14 protein-coding genes and 1 tRNA gene are annotated in these 17,577 nt (G+C 54.0%); 6 read left to right on the top strand and 9 right to left on the bottom strand.

The genetic code is table 11. From position 1 onward, the window contains the following. Positions 1-108: 108 nt before the first annotated feature. The 3 genes from RGW60_RS17005 to RGW60_RS16995 all read left to right on the top strand — a co-directional run bounded on the left by RGW60_RS17005 (position 109) and on the right by RGW60_RS16995 (position 1,964). Positions 109-423, top strand: coding sequence for a type II toxin-antitoxin system RelE/ParE family toxin (locus RGW60_RS17005; RefSeq protein ID WP_322205663.1), 315 nt, complete (start codon positions 109-111; stop codon positions 421-423). A gap of 1 nt (position 424) precedes the next feature. Continuing rightward, positions 425-952: an addiction module antidote protein gene (locus tag RGW60_RS17000; RefSeq protein ID WP_322205662.1), complete on the top strand. Its 528-nt coding sequence runs from the start codon at positions 425-427 to the stop codon at positions 950-952. A 796-nt stretch (positions 953-1,748) separates the two neighbouring features. After that, positions 1,749-1,964 (top strand): tyrosine-type recombinase/integrase, encoded by a 216-nt coding sequence (locus tag RGW60_RS16995; RefSeq protein WP_322205661.1) that lies wholly within the window; start codon positions 1,749-1,751, stop codon positions 1,962-1,964. A 102-nt stretch (positions 1,965-2,066) separates the two neighbouring features. Here the strand turns inward: RGW60_RS16995 and RGW60_RS16990 are convergent. The 5 genes from RGW60_RS16990 to rpsU form a co-directional block, all read right to left on the bottom strand. Further along, positions 2,067-2,143, bottom strand: a tRNA-Ile gene (locus RGW60_RS16990). 15 nt (positions 2,144-2,158) lie between these two features. Next, positions 2,159-5,902 carry an EAL domain-containing protein gene (locus tag RGW60_RS16985; protein ID WP_322205660.1) on the bottom strand — a complete coding sequence of 1,248 codons (3,744 nt, stop codon included), beginning with the start codon at positions 5,900-5,902 and terminating at the stop codon, positions 2,159-2,161. A 133-nt stretch (positions 5,903-6,035) separates the two neighbouring features. Further along, positions 6,036-7,886 (bottom strand): RNA polymerase sigma factor RpoD, encoded by a 1,851-nt coding sequence (gene rpoD, locus RGW60_RS16980; RefSeq protein ID WP_322205659.1) that lies wholly within the window; start codon positions 7,884-7,886, stop codon positions 6,036-6,038. Positions 7,887-7,953: 67 nt separating this feature from the next. Then, positions 7,954-9,900: a DNA primase gene (dnaG, locus tag RGW60_RS16975; protein ID WP_322205658.1), complete on the bottom strand. Its 1,947-nt coding sequence runs from the start codon at positions 9,898-9,900 to the stop codon at positions 7,954-7,956. Positions 9,901-10,273: 373 nt separating this feature from the next. Then, on the bottom strand, positions 10,274-10,489 hold the full coding sequence (gene rpsU, locus RGW60_RS16970; protein WP_002551877.1) for a 30S ribosomal protein S21: 216 nt from the start codon (positions 10,487-10,489) through the stop codon (positions 10,274-10,276). A gap of 196 nt (positions 10,490-10,685) precedes the next feature. Between rpsU and tsaD the strand changes: the two genes are divergently transcribed. Then, positions 10,686-11,711, top strand: coding sequence for a tRNA (adenosine(37)-N6)-threonylcarbamoyltransferase complex transferase subunit TsaD (gene tsaD / locus RGW60_RS16965; RefSeq protein ID WP_322205657.1), 1,026 nt, complete (start codon positions 10,686-10,688; stop codon positions 11,709-11,711). 30 nt (positions 11,712-11,741) lie between these two features. Here tsaD and plsY read toward each other — a convergent pair whose 3' ends face one another. Further along, positions 11,742-12,311 carry a glycerol-3-phosphate 1-O-acyltransferase PlsY gene (plsY, locus tag RGW60_RS16960; RefSeq protein WP_322205656.1) on the bottom strand — a complete coding sequence of 190 codons (570 nt, stop codon included), beginning with the start codon at positions 12,309-12,311 and terminating at the stop codon, positions 11,742-11,744. Positions 12,312-12,385: 74 nt separating this feature from the next. Between plsY and folB the strand changes: the two genes are divergently transcribed. Both folB and folK read left to right on the top strand, forming a co-directional pair. Beyond that, positions 12,386-12,739 (top strand): dihydroneopterin aldolase, encoded by a 354-nt coding sequence (gene folB / locus RGW60_RS16955; RefSeq protein ID WP_322205655.1) that lies wholly within the window; start codon positions 12,386-12,388, stop codon positions 12,737-12,739. Further along, a complete protein-coding gene (gene folK, locus RGW60_RS16950; RefSeq protein WP_322205654.1) occupies positions 12,730-13,236 on the top strand; it encodes a 2-amino-4-hydroxy-6-hydroxymethyldihydropteridine diphosphokinase in 507 nt (168 codons plus the stop codon). Before folB ends, folK begins: the two co-directional genes overlap by 10 nt. Positions 13,237-13,349: 113 nt before the next feature. On the opposite strand, the gene RGW60_RS16945 is transcribed toward folK, so the two are convergent. The 3 genes from RGW60_RS16945 to RGW60_RS16935 all read right to left on the bottom strand — a co-directional run bounded on the left by RGW60_RS16945 (position 13,350) and on the right by RGW60_RS16935 (position 17,546). Beyond that, positions 13,350-14,579, bottom strand: a complete 1,230-nt coding sequence (locus tag RGW60_RS16945) for a multifunctional CCA addition/repair protein (protein WP_322205653.1) — start codon at positions 14,577-14,579, stop codon at positions 13,350-13,352. A 136-nt stretch (positions 14,580-14,715) separates the two neighbouring features. Continuing rightward, complete coding sequence (locus RGW60_RS16940) at positions 14,716-16,278, bottom strand: SpoVR family protein (RefSeq protein ID WP_322205652.1); 1,563 nt, start codon at positions 16,276-16,278, stop codon at positions 14,716-14,718. Continuing rightward, positions 16,275-17,546 carry a YeaH/YhbH family protein gene (locus tag RGW60_RS16935; RefSeq protein WP_322205651.1) on the bottom strand — a complete coding sequence of 424 codons (1,272 nt, stop codon included), beginning with the start codon at positions 17,544-17,546 and terminating at the stop codon, positions 16,275-16,277. The genes RGW60_RS16940 and RGW60_RS16935 overlap by 4 nt, the downstream gene beginning before the upstream one ends. Positions 17,547-17,577 lie beyond the last annotated feature (31 nt).

Genomic DNA, 17,577 nt, shown 5'->3' with positions numbered 1-17,577 from the left:
ACGTAGGAACGCGCTGTTGCTCTTGAACTGGAATGTTGTGCTGGATTTCACCTCGACTTACACTCGCTAGCATCGACAAGGAGTAGCCAGTAGGCTACAAATAGGACTATGGTAGAGAAGAAAAAATACAACATTCTAAAGATGCCTGAGTTTGATGATTGGCTGGACGGTGTGAAGGATGATCTAGGAAAAGCGGCTATCTTGACCCGCTTGGACCGCGCCGGAGATGGCCTTTTTGGAGATTGCGAACCGGTGGGTGATGGTTTGAGCGAAATGCGTGTTTTTGTTGGCCCTGGCTACAGAGTTTATTTTGTGCGCTCCGGGCCTACCGATTTCATGATGCTCAGTGGAAGCGATAAAACGGATCAAAAGCGAGGCATCAAGCGAGCTAAAGAGATCCTTGATGCCCTGAGAGGTAAATGACATGAGCGAAACGACATTCAATCCCGAGGATATGCCTATCCTCAATCTCAACGCTTCTGGCACAAGTCGTTACGAAGCTTCTCGCTTTCTCGATAGCCCGGAAGTTATGGCCGCTTACCTTGCTGAGAGTATGAAGGCCGGTGACACGGCACTTATTCATGCGCTGGCTGAAGTCGCAAAAGCTAAAGGCGTGAACAAAGTCGCCCAGGATGCCGGTGTCAATCGCGAAAGCCTTTACAAGGTGCTTAAAGGTGGGTCGAAAACGCGCTTTGAGACAATCAGGAAGCTGATGAACGCGATAGGTTTAGAACTCACCGTACAGCCAATGGCAGCACAAGCCGCGACTCCAAAAGCGCGTAAAGCTGCTGTAGCCAAACGTGCTGTAGCTAAACCTGCTGCTAAACGTGCTGTCGCCAAACCTGCTGGAAAACCCGCTGCCAAACGTCCTGTAGCCAAACCTCTGATATCGAAACCAGCCGCGATGAATAAAGGCCAGGGCGCGAGCAAAGATAACCTCGCTACAGCATAAAAGTTTTCGATGAAGTGACTTGCGAACTGCAATCGTCGAGAGCATCACGGCTAGGTGCGTTTTCTGTTCCGGCGCTCCCTATTCGCGGCTTTGGGGAACACCGGAACCAAGTACCAACGTAGCCAGCCGCAAACGTCCGGATGACGTACACCCCAACCGGGCGTCAGGCCGACCATTCAGGCCGCGTCAGAGTAAGGTGGCTTTATGAATTTTCTGACGTTCCAGCGTCCACCTCTATGGCCCCAACCTGACAGTCGACGCGCTTAACGTACGATTTTTTCCGAACTCTGCGGGCTCCCCTTGTTGAAGGTACTCAGAAAAAGACCCCGCCGAAGCGAGGTCTGATGAGCCATACGTCAGGGGCTACTGATTTACTTTGCCCCCGGTACCTGCAAGCCGTGTTCAACGAGCTTGGCCGGTTGGGGGAGTGGGATGGGGAAAACCCTCTGGGCAAAATTCGAAAGCTTCAGTTTGATGAGACTGAAATGGTTTATCTCTTGACAGAGCATATCGAAGAGCTTTTGAACGACTTGGCGAAGCGCGATTCAGGCGCCGGGTTGATTGCTGAAGTGTGTCTCGCCACAGGCGCAAGATGGGGGAAGCGGAAAAGTTGTAGCTACGTCAGGTACGCCACGGACTTGTTCATTACAGCCGCACTAAATCCTCAAAGAACAGATCTGTACCGATCTCAAAGCGGCTTGAAGATTTGCTTAAAGCCGCGTTGCCATTTAAGTCTTCTTACAACACCTTTCGCCGCTCCGTGGAAACTATCGGCTTGGAGTTGCCAGAAGGGCAGATGACTCATGTTCTGCGGCATACCTTTGCCAGTAATTACATGATGAACGGCAGAGATATTCTGACTCTGCAGCGGGTGCTTGGACATTCAACCCTGGCGATGACTCAGAAGTACGCGCATTTCAGTCCAGGGCATATGGCGGAGGTAGTCTCGTTGAATCCGTTAGCCGGGATTTTCGAGAAAAAAGAGCCTGACGAAATGGTCGATCAAAAATGAAGTTGGACGAATCTTGGACGGAACGCCCTTTTTGCAGTTTTTTCGCGTGGGTTTAGCAAACCCCAAAAACGACGAAGGCCACGTAAGACGTGGCCTTGAAGATGGTGGGCCCAGTAGGACTCGAACCTACGACCAAGGGATTATGAGTCCCCTGCTCTAACCAACTGAGCTATAGGCCCTCAGTAGGTCGCGGATTATAGCGATGGTTTCTCGGCAGTGCTATCCGAAAAGTCCGAAACATTCATACGAAGAAACCTAGCGCAGAATTCTTCGGCGCGCAGGGGCAGGCTGACGATGAAACCTTGGATCTGCTCACAACCTTCCAGCGCGAGAAACTCCTGCTGCTCAATGGTTTCAACACCTTCGGCAATCACGGTCAGTTGCATGCTGCGACCTAGGGCGATGATGGCGCGGACAATGGCGGCATCGTGGGGGTCGTCGGGGAGGCCTCGGACGAATGATTGGTCGATCTTGAGGATGTCCAATGGCAGGCGCTTGAGGTAACTGAGTGACGAATAGCCTGTGCCGAAGTCGTCTATGGCCAGTTGGACACCAATTTTTTTTAGCTTGTGCAGCACGGCCAAGGCTTCTTCGGCTTGGCTCATGATGAAATTTTCAGTGATTTCCAGCTGTAGGCAGCCAGGACATAAATTGCATTCTTTAAGCAGCTGTTCGATGCGGCGTAGAAGGTTAGGTTGGCGCAATTGTGCGCCTGCCAGGTTTACCGAGAGTGGTCCAAACGGTTGGTAGGTTTTGTTCCACTCGCACAGTTGACGGCAGGCCTGCTCCAGTACCCAGTCGCCGATTTGCATGATGGTGCCGTTTTCTTCGGCCAACGGGATGAAGTGTTCGGGGGGCACGTCGCCAAATGTGGGATGGTGCCAGCGGATGAGTGCTTCGGCGCCGACGAGACGTTGTGATAGCAGGCTTAATTTCGGCTGATAGTAAAGGCTCAGTTGATTACGCTCGATTGCACGTCTTAGCTCATGCTCTAGCGCGATCCGCTCGCTGGCTTGGGAGGTCAGGTCGCGGGTGTAACTTTCCACTCGGTTGCGGCCTTTGGCTTTGGAGCGGTACATAGCGGCGTCGGCGTTTTTGATTAGCGTCGCAACGTCAGTCCCATCCGCTGGGAACAGGCAGGTACCGATGCTGGCACTGATGAAGAATTCATGCTCTCCCGCTTGAAACGGTGCACCGAAGCAAGCCAGTAGTTTGTTCGCGACGGTTTCTGCGTCGTTGGCATGCAGCAGGCCGGGCAGCAAAATAATAAACTCGTCGCCGCCTAAGCGCGAGACGGTATCGACATCGCGTAGTTGCTCCTTGAGGCGCAGCGCAATGCCTTTAAGCAGCAGATCGCCTACCGGATGACCTAGGCTGTCATTAATGTGTTTGAAGCGATCCAGATCGAGAAATAGAACTGCACCTTGGCCAATGGCTTCATGGCTGTGACCGAGCGCCGCTTGCAAACGGCTTTCGAATAGGGTGCGATTGGGCAGGCCGGTTAGCGGGTCATGGTGCGCCTGATAGTCGAGGCTCGCTTGGGCATGTTTGAGGCTGGAGATGTCCGCGAACACGGCGACGAAGTGCGTAATGATTTGCTCTGGGTTTCGTACGGCGCTGATAGTCAGCCAGCTGGGATAAAGCTCGCCGTTCTTGCGACGATTGCTGATTTCTCCCTGCCAATGCCCTTCAGCAGTCAGCTGGTACCACATGGCGGCATAAAACGCGCTGTCATGCTGGCCCGAGGCAAGCAATCGGGGGGTCTGGTTGAGGGCCTCTTGTTCGCTGTAGCCGGTGATTTCTGTAAAGGCGCGATTGACTGCGTTGATTCGTTGCTGGGTGTCGGTTATCAATACCCCTTCAGCGGTGCTTTCAAATACGGTAGCAGCCAACAGCAGTTTTTCCTGCATCTGCTGGCGCTCGGTGATGTCTCGAGCAATGGTCAGCATGCAATCTTCGCCACCAATGGGCAGCGGTCTCGCGGAAACTTCACACAGCCTTACTTGGCCGTCCCTTCTGCGGATATGGCTTATAAAGTCGCGCACAAACCCGTCGCGTTTGAGCAGCTTGATCATCTGGTCGCGCTCTTTCAGATCTACCCAGATGCCAAGGTCGATAGTCGAGTTGTCCAAAGACATCGCGCTGATGTAGCCCGTGATGCGGGTAAAACCGTCATTGACCTCAATCAATAGGCCATCGCTTTGACGGGTGATCAGCATTCCGTCTGGGGACGAGTGGAAGGCTTTGGCGAATTTTTCTTCGGAAATTTGTAACTGCTGCTGGGCTTCTTTAAGCGGACTGATATCGCGGACAACTACCACCAGTGCGGGTGTTGAATCCAAGTCGAAGGTTTTGGCTGAAATCAGGCCAGTGAACATTCGGCCATCTACACGCCGAAAAGGCATTTCCAGATTACGAATGCTGCCGCTCTGCAAGCGCATTAACAGGCTAGGACCTATACCGGGTATTCCCCAGATATTCAGGTCGGTGGCGGCTCGACCAATGACCTGATCTGCCTTTAAACCAATCTGCTCTTCGAAGGCTTTGTTAGCTTCGAGTACACAGCCGTCGCACAACCGAGCGATTAGCAGAATGTCGGGGCATTGAGTAAATACCGAGGCAAACTTCCCCTCGGACGAACGCAGAGCATCTTCAGTTTGTTTGGCTTCACTGATGTCGATCATCAGACCACGCATTATTTTTGCTGAGCCCTGCTCGATCAAGCTGACAATATCGCGAATCCAGATAACTTTTCCGTCGGCGCGAAACACGCGGTAGTCCAGGCTATGGCCTCGACCGAGGTGCGTTTCCTGGTCACAAAATTGCTGCGCTTGAATGATATCGCTTGGGTGTACAATGCTTCGCCAAAAACCGGGGCTCAGCCATTGAGCCAATGGATAGCCAAGCAAGGCAACTGCGTGAGGTGATACGTAGCTGTAAGTGTAATCACTGACATTGGCTTCCCACGCGATGGCTGAAAGACTCTCAATGAGGCCTCGATAATGGTATTCGCTGGTTCGCAGGTCTTGTTCAAGCGTGACCCGCCGGTCGATCTCTGTGCTCAATCGGCGATTGATGCGAATGACCACTGCCAGTACGGTAGAGAGTAACAACAGGCCGGGAAGGCCATAGAACAGAAAATCCTGCCAAAACTGGGGGTGATCAAATGAACTTCCGACCCAGCGCTCTTGGATGGCATCAACTTCCGAAGGGCTTAGTTCAGCGAACACCTTGTTCAAAATGCCGACCAATATTTGCTGGCTTTGCGGAACGGCCATAGCCAGTTGATAACGATAGGGCGTCTCGCCGCTGACATAAATGCCGTCCAGTTTGAGCTGGCGCAGGCTCCAGACGCTGGACGCCAGATCACCCACTATCGCGTCAACCTCGTCTGTGGCCAAGGCCTGCAGGGCAGAGCTGACGTTGGGGAAGGGAATCAGATTAAGTTCGGGGTGTTGTGTGCGAAGCAGTTCATGGGGAGCACCGTTTTTAACGACGGCAATCTTCAGGTTTTGTAACTCTTTTACGTTGTGCGGGTGCATCCCGTGTTCGTGAGCGAGGATAACAATCGGGAAATCGAGGTAGGGAAGGGTAAACGACAAGTATCGCTGCCGCTCTGGCGTTGACATAACACCGGGCAGTAGATCGATGTCGCCCGCTTTGGCTCTATTGAGTACCTGATTCCAATTCTCTGACGTAACGGGCTTAAACGTTATGGAAAGGCGTTTTTCAATGAGCGCTACATATTCCGACGCGAGCCCTCGGTGGTTACCTTGTGCGTCGAGAAACTCGAATGGCGGCCATGTACCGTTGACGCCCAGACGAAGTTCCTTGTGTGAGCCAAGCCAGTTTCGCTCCTCATCTGAAAGCGTCAGCGCGTTAGCCGTTACTGTCGTGCCAATCATGTAGAGAAAAATAACGGCCGACAGTCGTGACATGGCGTTCTCAATCCAGGCAGTCAGGAGTGAGACGAGTGTAGTCGGGCCCAAGCCGGTAAGAAGGCGCACGAAAAGTTAATTCTGCATAACGCAAAACCCCCGGCAAGCCGGGGGTTTGGTGTTGCCTGTCTACTTACTCGTCGAGGAACGAGCGCAGGTGCTCGCTTCGCGTCGGGTGCCGCAGCTTGCGCAGTGCCTTGGCTTCGATTTGACGGATTCGCTCACGCGTTACGTCAAACTGTTTACCAACCTCTTCCAGCGTGTGGTCAGTATTCATGTCGATGCCGAAGCGCATACGCAGTACTTTGGCTTCGCGAGCGGTAAGGCCCGAGAGCACTTCGCGCGTCGCTTCTTTGAGGCTTTCGACCGTGGCGACATCGATTGGCGACTGCATAGTCGAGTCTTCGATGAAATCACCCAAGTGCGAATCTTCGTCGTCACCAATCGGCGTCTCCATGGAGATCGGCTCTTTAGCGATCTTCAATACCTTACGGATTTTATCCTCAGGCATTTCCATGCGTTCGCCCAGCTCTTCCGGGGTCGGTTCGCGGCCCATTTCCTGCAACATCTGCCGAGAAATACGGTTGAGCTTGTTGATCGTCTCGATCATGTGCACCGGAATACGAATGGTGCGAGCCTGGTCAGCGATCGAGCGAGTGATCGCCTGACGAATCCACCAGGTAGCATAAGTCGAGAACTTGTATCCACGACGATATTCGAACTTGTCCACCGCTTTCATCAAGCCTATGTTGCCTTCCTGAATCAAATCCAGGAATTGCAGGCCACGGTTGGTGTACTTTTTGGCGATGGAGATCACCAGTCGCAAGTTCGCTTCAACCATCTCTTTCTTCGCGCGGCGGGCCTTGGCCTCCCCGATCGACATGCGACGGTTGATGTCCTTGATCTCGGAAATCTTCAAACCTGTTTCAGTTTCAAGTGCGGTCAGCTTCTGCTGGCAACGCTGGATGTCGACTTGCAAGCGGCCAATAGCTTCAGCGTATTTGCTTTTGCCTTTAGCCAGCGCGTCGGTCCAGCTTTCGTCGACTTCGTTGCCTGGGAACTGGCGAAGGAAGTCGGCGCGCGGCATACGTGCATCACGCACACAAAGCTGCATGATGGCGCGTTCCTGAGCACGTAGCCGCTCAAGAGCACCGCGAACACGCTCGACCAAACCTTCAAACTGTTTAGGAACCAGTTTGATCGGCATGAACAGCAAAGCCAGCGCTACCAGTTCGGCAGTTGCTTGCTTGCTGCCGCGACCATGCTTTTTCAGCACCTTGCGGGCGATTTCCATTTGATCGGAAACCGCACCGAAGCGCGCTGCTGCGATGATCGGGTCAGGGCCGCTTTCAACCTCTTCTTCTTCCTCGGTTGCTCCCTCTTCCTTTTCTTCCTCGTCGTCGTCGCCTTCTGGCTTCGCCGCTTTGGGGTCTACAGGAGGTGGAACCTCGGCGGGAGCCGCGATGCCGTCGTCCGGGTCGATATAACCGCTCAGAACGTCAGAAAGGCGTCCACCTTCGGTCGTGACACGTGTGTACTCGGAAAGAATATGGTCAACCGTGCCAGGGAAGTGCGCAATTGCGCCCATCACTTCACGGATGCCTTCTTCAATACGCTTGGCGATTTCAATTTCGCCTTCACGAGTCAGAAGCTCGACCGTACCCATTTCACGCATATACATGCGCACGGGGTCGGTGGTGCGACCAATGTCGGTCTCGACTGCCGCCAACGCTGCGGCCGCTTCTTCTGCGGCCGCCTCATCGGTGTCAGCTTGGGCCAACAGTAGTGCATCCGCATCCGGGGCACTCTCGAATACGTTGATCCCCATGTCGTTAATCATGCGGATGATGTCTTCCACTTGCTCCGGATCTGAAATATCTTCGGGCAGGTGGTCGTTGACCTCCGCGTAAGTCAGGTAACCCTGCTCACGACCTCGGGTGATCAACTCTTTGAGGCGAGACTGCTGTTGCGCTTTTCCGGACATAACACCCTATCCACTGAAGGTCTTGGCGGGCAAAAAACAAGCCGAGGATTATACCCGAGCTATGACCTCACGCGCCAGTTGAGGTCGGGTTTTGTGCAGGAACTTTGCGATTTAACAGAGCAAGAAGCTGAATTTTCTCTTCAGCACTCAGCCCTGCCTGTTTTTCTTTCCTGATTAGCTGTTCAAGACTGCGCTCGCGTTGGCGGACGGATAACCTAGTTATAGTGTCGAAAAACTGTTGTTCAAGGTTGTCGGCCTCAATCAGCCATTCTTTCTCTGCTAATGCGCGTAACAGTCGGCCTTGTTCTGTGCCATGCCAGCGCGCAATCAATTGAAGTGAACGCAGCTTCGGATTTTTCTGCAGTGCTTCAAGCAGAGCGACCAGTAATTGCGCGTAAATATGATCTTCTGCAGCAAAGTGGCTGGCATCTTCGACTTTCTCTGCCAGTTGCGGATGATGTAGAAGCGTTCTGAGTGCGGTCAGTGTCGGCGGTTCTACTGTCGCGGGAGTACGAGGTCCACGGGGTTCGAAGTCAGGTCGTTTGCCCTTCTTGTCCCAAGGTTTTTTATCCCACTTTTTCTGACCACTGGTTTTGTTGACCCATTCCGGCTGCGCTTCATAAGCATAAGTTGGCTGAAAATCAGCGTAGTCCGGTAGGGCATCATAGTCGATGTTAGGGTCGTAACTAGCCAAGGCCGCTTGCGGGGCGCTCTGCACCAGCTGATGCATGTCTTGGGTATTGAGCCCGGTTATTTCACTCAGGCGCTGCCGCATGAGTGTGCGTAAGTTGGCGCCCGGCACTTTGTCGATCAGCGGCGCGGCCAAGGTTGCCATATGGGCTTTGCCCTCCAGCGAACGCGGGTCGGCTTCTTTGGTCAACTGCTCGAAAAAGTAGTCAGCCAGCGGTTGCGCGTGCTGATTGATCCGCGCCTTGAACGCGTCTGTCCCTTCTGAGCGGACCAACGTGTCCGGATCTTCACCCTCGGGCAGGAACAAAAAGCGTGCGCGGCGTCCATCCTGAAGGCTCGACAGCGCTGCCTCGAGGGCGCGCCAAGCGGCATTACGGCCCGCTTGATCGCCGTCAAAACAAAACAGTACGTTGGGTACCACTCGAAAAAGCTTTTTCAGGTGGTCTTCGCTGGTAGCGGTGCCTAGCGTGGCCACGGCATTGCGCAAGCCTTGTTGGGCGAGGGCGATGACGTCCATGTAACCCTCGACGACGATTATTTCATCGAGGCTGCGGTTGTACTTTCGCGCTTCGAACAAGCCGTACAGCTCTTGTCCTTTATGAAATACCGGCGTTTCCGGTGAGTTCAAATACTTGGGTTTGTCATCGCCCAGTACCCGGCCGCCAAAGGCGATGACGCGTCCGCGACTGTCGCGGATGGGGAACATCACGCGGTCACGAAAACGGTCGTAGCGTTTGCCGGTCTCGGCATTTTCGATCAGCAGGCCCGCATCGATCATGGTCTTCTGCTGAAGCGTGTCACTGCTCAAGTGTTTGTGCAGGTTGTCCCAGCCGGGTGGAGCAAAGCCAAGGCCGAAATCGCGAGCGATTTCACCTGACAAGCCACGACCTTTCAAATAGTCGACGGCGGCTTTGCGTGTCGGATGGCTTTTCAGTGCCTGACGATAAAATTCGGCGGCTGCCGTCAGCAGCGGGTAAAGCGGTGAGTCGGTTGGCTGACGGGGCTTTTGTCCTTTAACGCTCTGCTCGCGCGGCACTTCCATGCCTGCGGCTTTAGCAAGTTCTTCAACGGCCTGGGGGAAATCCAGGTTGTCGTGATCCATCATGAAGCCCAGTGCGTTGCCACCTGCGCCGCAGCCAAAGCAATAATAAAACTGCTTGTCGGGGCTGACACTAAACGATGGGGTTTTTTCTTTGTGAAACGGACAGCAGGCGCTGTAATTTTTCCCGGTTTTCTTCAATTGCAGACGTGAGCTGACAACATCGACAATGTCGGTGCGGTTCAGAAGGTCGTCAATGAAGCTCTGGGGAATTAGCCCTGCCATGGCGTTCTCATTATCAGACTGCTCGCCAGCAAACTCGCGGCGAAACTAAAACGTAACAACAACGGCCATTGCGGGCCAGTGTGTTCACTAAGCTGACATTGGGAGACGCTGCCTGATTGAACTCCTCGCGAAGATCAATTAGGCGTGCTCGTCATATGCATTGGTCATTGTCAGTGTAGACGTGATCAATACCGCCTGAGTCTTTTCGGAATCAGAGCTGACGTATTTTGACGGGATTTGTCCGAGTCGCAGTCAGCGTGCACCGGCGGCTTAGACAGCTTCTGTCAATAAAGCGTGGGGCTTTATATGCAACTGCCAACAGCCCGGCTTGGAAGGCCGGGCTTGGCAGAAGCTTGCGACGGTTGTCTGTAAATTAATACAGACGAACGGCGCGGCGCTGTTCGCGCTGTACTTTCTTGGCATGACGCTTAACAGCGGCTGCTGCTTTACGCTTACGCTCAGAAGTCGGCTTCTCGTAAAATTCGCGGCTACGAACTTCAGCCAGAACACCGGCTTTTTCGCAGGAGCGCTTGAAACGACGCAGAGCTACGTCGAAGGGTTCGTTCTCTTTAACTTTGACGGCTGGCATCCAGAGCTACCTTCTTTCATTACCGGGGTCAACGTCTGGTGCAAAACTGCACTTAAGTACGTCGGTTTTTAAGGGTTGCGGATGTTAACCCCTCATTGAGAGGAATGCAAAGCCTCTGATCGAAAAGCGCTGGTCGGCGCATAGAGCGGCGACTATTATGCGCGCCTTCGATTCAGCCTCTGAAAGGCGCAAACCCATGCTAGTACTGGGATTAGAGACATCGTGCGACGAAACGGGTGTCGCACTATACGACAGTGAAAAAGGATTGCTGGCCGACGCGTTATTCAGCCAGATCGATCTACATCGGGCGTATGGTGGCGTTGTGCCTGAATTGGCGTCAAGGGATCACGTCAAGCGGATGTTGCCGTTAATTCGGCAGGTATTGGCCGAAGCCGAGTGTGCGGCCACCGATATCGATGCCATCGCGTACACGGCTGGTCCGGGCCTGGTGGGTGCCTTATTGGTAGGTGCGTCGTGTGCCCAAGCGCTGGCATTTGCTTGGGATATTCCCGCGCTGGGTGTGCATCACATGGAAGGGCACTTGCTGGCACCTATGCTGGAGGAGCGACCACCAGAATTTCCGTTCGTCGCTTTGTTGGTGTCTGGCGGCCATACACAACTGGTCCGCGTCGACGGCATTGGTGTTTACGAGTTGATGGGCGAGACGCTGGACGATGCGGCGGGTGAGGCATTCGACAAGACGGCGAAGATGATGGGTCTGCATTATCCCGGCGGTCCAGAAATCGCAAGGCTGGCCAGTCAGGGTGTACCGGGGCGTTTTGTTTTTCCGCGCCCTATGACTGATCGGCCAGGCTTGGATTTCAGTTTCAGTGGGTTGAAGACCTCCGCTCTGAACACCTGGCAACAGCGGCAAAGTGCTGGAGACGACGGTGAGCAAACCCGTTGCGACATCTCTCTGGCCTTCCAGCATGCGGTGGTAGAGACTTTGACCATCAAGTGCAAGCGCGCACTCAAGCAAGCCGGTCTCAAACGACTGGTCATCGCTGGTGGCGTGAGTGCTAACAAGGCTTTGCGCGCGTCGCTGGAAAAAATGCTCGGCGAGCTAAAAGGCGAGGTGTTCTATGCGCGGCCCGAGTTCTGCACCGATAACGGTGCGATGATCGCGTTCGCCGGGTGTCAGCGTTTGCAAGCCGGGCAAAAAGAAGCACTGAGTATCAGTGTGCAGGCGCGGTGGCCCATGGAGCAACTGACTGGGTTGTAATGGGTGTCAAAGCGGGGGCTTCGCGAACTTTCAGAAATGCCGTTCGCGCCCTGTCAGCAGGTCGCGTAAATTACCGCGATGGCGCCATACGATAAGTACGGTGAGAAGGCTCATGGGCAGCAGCGCTTGCGGCTCCTGCCAAGCCAGCACTGGCAAAGTCAGTGGCAGCGCAATCAGCGCGGCAAGTGAGCTTGTACGAGTCAGCAGTAATACCAGCACCCAGGCGCAGAACGCTACGGCAGCGGCGGGTGGATAGAGGCCTACCAGCACGCCGGCGGCTGTTGCAACGCCCTTGCCGCCACGAAAGTGAAAGTACACTGGAAAAAGATGACCGAGCACGGCGCAAATACCTATCCATGCTTGTTCTTGTAGGTTGAGACCAAGCAGTTTGGCGGCGAGCACGGCAAGCAGGCCTTTGCACAAGTCGCCGATGAGGGTCAATGCCGCGAGTTTTTTGCCGGCCAGGCGCAACATATTGGTCGCGCCGGCGTTCTTTGAACCACTGGCGCGCGGGTCTGGGCTGCCGGTGAGTTGGCTGAGCCAGATAGCGAAGGACAGTGAGCCAAGTAGGTAGGCAAGGATTGCAAGTAACCAGAACATGCTAACCACTCCGGGCGAGTTTGCCCTGATTCTAACGGCGCATTGCGCCCTTGTCGTGCAGCGGAGAACAGTGCTTGGACAGAGTTTTCATCGAGGGTCTGGAAGTCGATACCGTTATCGGTGCCTACGACTGGGAGCGTGGCATTCGCCAGTGCCTGCGTCTCGACCTGAGCTTTGCTTGGGACAATCAGCCTGCTGCGGCAGGTGATGACCTGAGTAAAGCGCTCGATTACGCCAGCGTTTCGGCGCGAATTCAGGTCTTTGCCGAACAGGCACAATTTCAGTTGGTGGAGACGTTCGCCGAGCGGCTAGCCGAGGTGCTGATGAGTGAGTTCCATATTCCTTGGATGCACCTCAGATTGACCAAGCCCGGCGCCGTTGCAGCGGCGTCGGGCGTGGGCGTGGAGATCGAGCGCGGATGCCGCTAACTCAGATATTCCTTGGTTTGGGCAGCAATATAGAGCGCGAGAAAAACCTGCACGCGGGACTCGAGGCGCTCGACGGTTTTTTGCTGGGCGTTACCTGTTCTTCGGTATTTGAAAGCCAGCCGGTAGGTATCAAAAGCGGTCCATTTTTCAATCTGGTGGTGACGGCGTACACCGATCTGTCACTGATAGAACTAGACCGTCGTTTGAAGTTAATCGAAGCGGACAATGGCCGTTACGCCCCTGAGCGTAAGGGCTTGCCGTTGGACATTGATGTGCTCCTGTTTGGCGAGCAGGTCGGTAATTTCGATGGCCTGATCTTGCCTCGCGCAGAAATTCTCAAAAATGCCTTTGTTCTATGGCCACTGTCGTTAATCGCGCCGGGACGGCTGCATCCTGGGGTTAATAAGACGTTTGATGTGTTATGGCGAGAGTCGCGAATTGACCAGGTGTTGGCGCCGGTTTCGTTTGAGTGGCGCGGGCGGCAATTGACCTCTTAGGCAATAGTGGTGTCGAATTTATTCAGGGATAGGTTACCTCCCGGCGACGTCAATGCCAGATTTGACGCCGTTCAGAATGAATTCGGTCCGCAGATCGAAGCTAGCTTCGCAGGCTAATCGAGCCAGTTGTCTTTGTACGTTTTGACTGCGTTCAGGCGTTCACGTTTTAGCGCTTCACCCAGCTGGGGCCCTTCAAATCCATGCTCGCGCAACGGCTGTACCGGCACACCTCGCGCTGCGTTAGCCGCGCCGCGAAGATAGTCCGCTTGTGGATAATTGCGCAGTTCGAATCCAAGCCGACCCCGCGCATCCATTTCGCAGGCAGCGATAAATTCTTCGAAGCGCTGCGGTCGACGATAGATATCGAAGCTTTGCAGCAGCTCGAACAAAGTTGATGCTTTCAGTTCAATGGCTCGGTGACTATGCGTGTGGTACTGACCGACCAGCAGCGCCAGCTCCTGGCATTCACGCGGCACCTTGAACCGCGTATTGACCGCTTTAATCAGGCGCAGCCCGGTGTGTTCGTGCGCGATATGTCTTGGCCATTCGTTCTTAGGTGTTAAACCTTTGCCCGCATCATGCAGTAGGCAAGCCCAGCGGACGCTCAAAGGTTGGTGATGAATGGCTGCCTGCTCCAAAACACTGAGGACATGCTCGCCGGTATCAATTTCGGGATGGTGAACGGCTGGTTGCGGTACTCCAAACAGCGCATTTATTTCGGGCAATAACTCCTCCAATGCACCGCATTCTCGCAGTACGCGGATAAACACTTGCGGTTGGTTCTCCATTAGTGCGCGAGAGATTTCTTTCCAGCAACGCTCGGCCGTCAGCGCTTGTAATTCGCCTGACTCACTGATCTGTCGCATCAGCAATAGGGTTTCGGACGCAATTGTAAAACCATCGGGGGCGTAACGGGCGGCGAAGCGAGCGACGCGGAGTACCCGTAATGGATCTTCTGCGAACGCCGGAGAAATGTGACGTAAAATTCGGAGTTTTAGGTCTTTTTTGCCGTTATAGGGGTCGGTTAGATTTCCATCAATATCCTCCGCAATCGCGTTCACGGTTAAATCTCGCCGGACCAAATCGTCCTCAAGCGTTACTTCTGGACTCGCATGGAAGGTGAAGCCGCCGTAGCCAATGCCGCTTTTTCGTTCAGTACGGGCGAGGGCATATTCCTCACCGGTTTTGGGGTGCAGGAACACTGGGAAGTCCGAGCCAACCGGGCGATACCCCTTGTCGAGCATTTCATCGGCAGTGGCCCCAACGACGACCCAGTCAGTGTCGGCCACTGCTTTACCGAGAAGGCGATCACGCACCGCCCCGCCTACTTTATAAATTTGCATAAAAAACCTCCGTAAGCGCGACAGGATAAACCTTTGAGTCGTTACTTACGGAGGCAAAAGCGAAAAAACAATGGTTATGGGGGCAAGGAGCAAAGCTCAAGCTACCGGTAAAAACTTGAGGCCTGCCTCTTATGTCTTATAAGTGAACGACCGCCAAATCGAGCCGGGGATATTCACTATCAGCGTGGTCGCCTCTTGGCGGGACATGATGGGTCTTCATAATTTGATCGCCCTGCAACGTCTCCAGATGAATATCAAAGCCCCATAGGCGATGCAGGTGTTTAAGCACCTCGTCAGTGGAGTCACCCAGCGGTTTACGGTCATGTTGTTGATGACGTAGCGTCAGCGAGCGGTCGCCGCGTCGGTCGATGCTGTAGATTTGAATGTTAGGCTCGCGATTACCCAAGTTGTATTGGGCCGCCAATGTTTCACGAATCGTCTTATATCCGGGTTCATCATGAATGGCCGGCACTAGCAGATCATCCTTTTGGTCGTCGTCCATGATGCTGAACAACTTGAGGTCTCGAATTACCTTGGGCGACAAATATTGCAGGATGAAGCTTTCGTCCTTGAAGCTGCTCATGGCGAACTTAATGGTGGCCAACCAATCGCTGCCAGCGATGTCCGGAAACCAGTGGCGGTCTTCATCGGTAGGATGCTCGCAAATGCGTCGGATATCCCGGTACATGGCAAACCCTAACGTATAGGGGTTAATGCCGCTGTAGTAAGGACTGTCGAACCCTGGTTGGTAAACAACGCTGGTGTGCGACGTCAGGAACTCCATCATGAAACCATCGGTGACGAGGCCTTCATCGTAGAGATCATTCATTAGCGTGTAGTGCCAGAAGGTTGCCCAGCCCTCGTTCATGACCTGAGTCTGACGCTGTGGGTAGAAATACTGCGCAATTTTGCGAACGATCCGCACCACTTCACGCTGCCACGGTTCAAGCAGTGGCGCGTGTTTTTCGATGAAATAGAGGATGTTTTCCTGAGGTTCGACAGGGAAGCGAGCATTGTCCTTCTCGCTATTTTTATCTGCACTTTTCGGAATGGTGCGCCACAGATCGTTGATCTGCTTCTGCAAATGTTCCTCACGGTCTTTCTGCCGACGGCGTTCTTCCTCGGCAGAAATCGGATAGGGACGTTTGTATCGGTCAACTCCGTAGTTCATCAGTGCGTGGCAGGAATCCAGTAAATCTTCCACTGCATCAATGCCATGGCGTTCCTCGCACTGCATGATGTACTGCTTGGCGAACACCAGATAATCAATAATCGAACTGGCGTCCGTCCAGGTGCGGAACAGGTAATTGCCCTTGAAGAAGCTGTTATGTCCGTAGCAGGCGTGCGCCACCACCAATGCCTGCATACAAATGGTGTTCTCTTCCATCAAGTAAGCGATGCATGGATCGGAGTTGATCACGATCTCGTACGCCAGGCCCATTTGGCCTCGGCTATAGGACTTCTCGGTACTGAGGAAGTGTTTGCCGTAGGACCAATGGTGATAGCCCAGCGGCATGCCGACAGACGCATAAGCGTCCATCATCTGCTCGGCAGTGATCACCTCGATCTGGTTGGGGTAAGTGTCCAGCGCATAACGTTCGGCAATGCGGCTGATTTCCCGGTCGTAGGCCTGGATCAGCTCGAACGTCCATTCTGAACCCGTGGACAGCGGTTGACGCTTCTGCTCTCTAGCGGTCATGTCGCTAACCTGCGCTGGAAGAGTTCTCGGAATACCGGATAAATATCACCGGCAGATACCAGCTGTTGCTGGGCAAACGTGTCGGGGAATGCGTCATTGATGCGTTCGTATTCGAACCACAGCGCTTGGTGTTCGCGTGGAGTGATTTCTACATAAGTGTAGTACTGCACGAAGGGCATGATCTGCCTGATTAAAATATCGCGACAGATCGGTGAGTCGTCGTTCCAGTTATCGCCGTCGGAAGCCTGGGCCGCGTAAATGTTCCATTCGTTGGTGGGGTAGCGCTCGGCCATGATTTCCTGCATCAGTTTCAGTGCGCTGGAAACAATGGTGCCGCCGGTTTCTCGTGAGTAAAAAAACTCCTCTTCATCCACTTCGCGGGCGCTGGTGTGGTGGCGAATGAACACGACTTCGATTTTGTCGTAGTTACGCTTGAGGAATAGATACAACAGAATGAAAAAACGTTTAGCGATGTCCTTGGTCGCTTGAGTCATGGAGCCGGAAACATCCATTAGGCAAAACATGACGGCTTTGGAGCTGGGGCTCGGCTGTTTGACCAGCAGGTTGTATTTGAGATCGAAAGTGTCCAGATAAGGGACCCGGTGGATACGGGTTTTCAACCGTTCTATTTCAGCTTCCAAGTCGCGAATATCGCCGAAATTGTCCGGCTCTTCACGCTTCATGCGTTCCAGCTCGGTGATTGATTCACGCAACTTAGCGCGGCTGCTGCCAGAGAGTGCGATGCGCCGTGCATGGGCAGACCGCAGGGTGCGGATGATGTTGATGCGCGACGGGTTGCCTTCGTTGCTGATGCCCGCCCGCACGGTTTTAAACGTGTCGGTACCGGTTAGGTTGCGCTTTACCAGGTTGGGAAGCTCAAGGTCTTCGAACATGAACTCGAGAAATTCTTCCTGGCTGATCTGAAACACGAACTCATCGGAGCCTTCGCCGGAATTGCTCGCCTTGCCAGGCCCTTTCCCGCCACCGCCACCTTGTGGCCTGGCAATGTGCTCGCCGGTGGTAAATTCTTTATTGCCGGGGTGGACAACGGTTTGTTTGCCGCCGCGACCATGATGCAGAACCGGTTCATCGATATCCCGACCGGGGATGCTGATTTGTTCGCCGTGTTCCATGTCGGTGATGGAACGGCGGCTGACGGCTTCTTCGACTGCTTTTTTAATGTGATCACGGTAACGCCGCAGGAAGCGCTGGCGGTTCACCGTGCTTTTATTCTTGCCATTGAGACGTCGGTCGATCACATAACTCATACGTGGCCCTCCGGGCAGCATTAAGTTACAA

Origin of the sequence: Pseudomonas sp. AB6 (assembly GCF_034314105.1) — a bacterium.
Lineage (GTDB): Bacteria > Pseudomonadota > Gammaproteobacteria > Pseudomonadales > Pseudomonadaceae > Aquipseudomonas.
This window is presented reverse-complemented; position numbering and strand designations above follow the sequence as displayed.

Bases quoted from the DNA above. Each gene is read 5' to 3' on its own strand.
- RGW60_RS16985 (WP_322205660.1), bottom strand. From the start codon at position 5,902: ATGTCACGACTGTCGGCCGTTATTTTTCTCTACATGATTGGCACGACA.
- folK (WP_322205654.1), top strand. From the start codon at position 12,730: ATGCCGCTAACTCAGATATTCCTTGGTTTGGGCAGCAATATAGAGCGC.
- RGW60_RS17005 (WP_322205663.1), top strand. From the start codon at position 109: ATGGTAGAGAAGAAAAAATACAACATTCTAAAGATGCCTGAGTTTGAT.
- dnaG (WP_322205658.1), bottom strand. From the start codon at position 9,900: ATGGCAGGGCTAATTCCCCAGAGCTTCATTGACGACCTTCTGAACCGC.
- RGW60_RS16945 (WP_322205653.1), bottom strand. From the start codon at position 14,579: ATGCAAATTTATAAAGTAGGCGGGGCGGTGCGTGATCGCCTTCTCGGT.
- rpoD (WP_322205659.1), bottom strand. From the start codon at position 7,886: ATGTCCGGAAAAGCGCAACAGCAGTCTCGCCTCAAAGAGTTGATCACC.
- plsY (WP_322205656.1), bottom strand. From the start codon at position 12,311: ATGTTCTGGTTACTTGCAATCCTTGCCTACCTACTTGGCTCACTGTCC.
- rpsU (WP_002551877.1), bottom strand. From the start codon at position 10,489: ATGCCAGCCGTCAAAGTTAAAGAGAACGAACCCTTCGACGTAGCTCTG.
- tsaD (WP_322205657.1), top strand. From the start codon at position 10,686: ATGCTAGTACTGGGATTAGAGACATCGTGCGACGAAACGGGTGTCGCA.
- RGW60_RS16935 (WP_322205651.1), bottom strand. From the start codon at position 17,546: ATGAGTTATGTGATCGACCGACGTCTCAATGGCAAGAATAAAAGCACG.
- RGW60_RS17000 (WP_322205662.1), top strand. From the start codon at position 425: ATGAGCGAAACGACATTCAATCCCGAGGATATGCCTATCCTCAATCTC.
- RGW60_RS16995 (WP_322205661.1), top strand. From the start codon at position 1,749: ATGACTCATGTTCTGCGGCATACCTTTGCCAGTAATTACATGATGAAC.
- RGW60_RS16940 (WP_322205652.1), bottom strand. From the start codon at position 16,278: ATGACCGCTAGAGAGCAGAAGCGTCAACCGCTGTCCACGGGTTCAGAA.